The sequence below is a fragment of the Flavobacterium bomense genome (genome assembly GCF_003970355.1).
On the sequence record NZ_RYDJ01000181.1, the window covers coordinates 1 to 1190 of the forward strand.

2 protein-coding genes and 1 pseudogene are annotated in these 1190 nt (G+C 30.4%); 2 read left to right on the plus strand and 1 reads right to left on the minus strand.

Translation table 11 applies throughout. The features are described 5' to 3' along the window. Positions 1–225 (minus strand): annotated as a pseudogene (locus EKL98_RS16565) (hydroxymethylglutaryl-CoA lyase); the annotation flags it as partial. A 253-nt stretch (positions 226–478) separates the two neighbouring features. On the opposite strand from EKL98_RS16565, the gene EKL98_RS16570 reads away from it, so the two are divergent. Both EKL98_RS16570 and EKL98_RS16575 read left to right on the plus strand, forming a co-directional pair. After that, the gene (locus EKL98_RS16570) at positions 479–1090 is read left to right on the plus strand and encodes a SatD family protein (RefSeq protein WP_126563202.1); all 612 of its coding nucleotides are present in this window, start codon (positions 479–481) and stop codon (positions 1088–1090) included. Beyond that, positions 1087–1190 (plus strand): DUF3307 domain-containing protein (locus EKL98_RS16575; protein ID WP_126563203.1); only part of this gene is annotated, 104 nt, incomplete at its 3' end. The genes EKL98_RS16570 and EKL98_RS16575, both read left to right, overlap by 4 nt.

Below are 1190 nucleotides of genomic sequence, written 5' to 3' on the forward strand. Positions count from 1 at the left end.
CAATAATTTACTTTGTGTTTGTGATAAATCTAATTGTGCCAAAACTTCGGCAGTATCTTGCATTTGCGGAATAGCTTTGGGCGAAACAAAACTACCAAAATCGATAGTATCAAAACCCACACGCAACAAAGATTGAATGTATGCCACTTTCCTATCAGTTGGAATAAATGCTTTTATTCCTTGCATCGCATCTCGTGGACATTCGATAATTTTTATTGCTTCCATAGAAATTCAAAGATAAGAAAGTTTAAAAGTTTAAAAGTTTAAAAATGTTTAAAAATGTTTAAAAATTTAAAGTGTTTTAATGAACGATATTTTAGCTTATTCATTTTTCTTTCATTTACAAAAAATTGAATATTACGCTTTTTAGTAATATTTTATATTATTACGCTTTTTGGTAATATTTTCTATTATTACGTTTTTTGGTAATATTTAAATAAATTGTTTTTCGAATCCATTTTTTAATTACTTTTGAAATATGATAGGCATAATTACAGGAGATATCGTCAATTCTAGGAAATTATCATCCAAAATTTGGATAGATGGTTTAAAGAAATTATTGAATACTTTTGGCAAAAACCCAGTAGAATGGGAGATTTACAGAGGCGATGAATTCCAATTGGAAATCAAAAATCCAGAAGAAGCTTTGATAATAGCACTGCAAATTAAATCTTATTTTAAATCTATAAAGTTAGATGTCAGAATGAGTATTGGTTTTGGAGAAATGACTTATAAGTCCAAGAAAATTTCGGAAAGCAACGGAACCGCTTTTTCACGTTCTGGCGAAGTTTTTGAAACTTTAAAGAAACAAAAAATCAATTTAGCCATTAATTCGGGCAATGAAGGATTTGATGCCGAAATCAATTTGATGTTGCGATTGGGACTGACTTTTATGAATAATTGGTTGGCACAATCGGCTGAATTTGTTTTGGCAGCCATTGAAAACCCATCGCTTTCACAGGAAGAAATTGGTGTAAAATTAGGCATCAATCAAGCAGCAGTTAGCCGAAGAAGAAAACGTGCCCAATTTGATTTAGTAATGGAAATAGAAAAATATTTCAGAAATAAAATCAAAACCATCAGCGTATGATTATTTTTGTAAAACTGCTTTTGGCGCATTTGTTAGGCGATTTTTTATTGCAACCTACCTCTTGGGTTTTGGATAAAGAAAGTAAAAAACACAGAAGCAT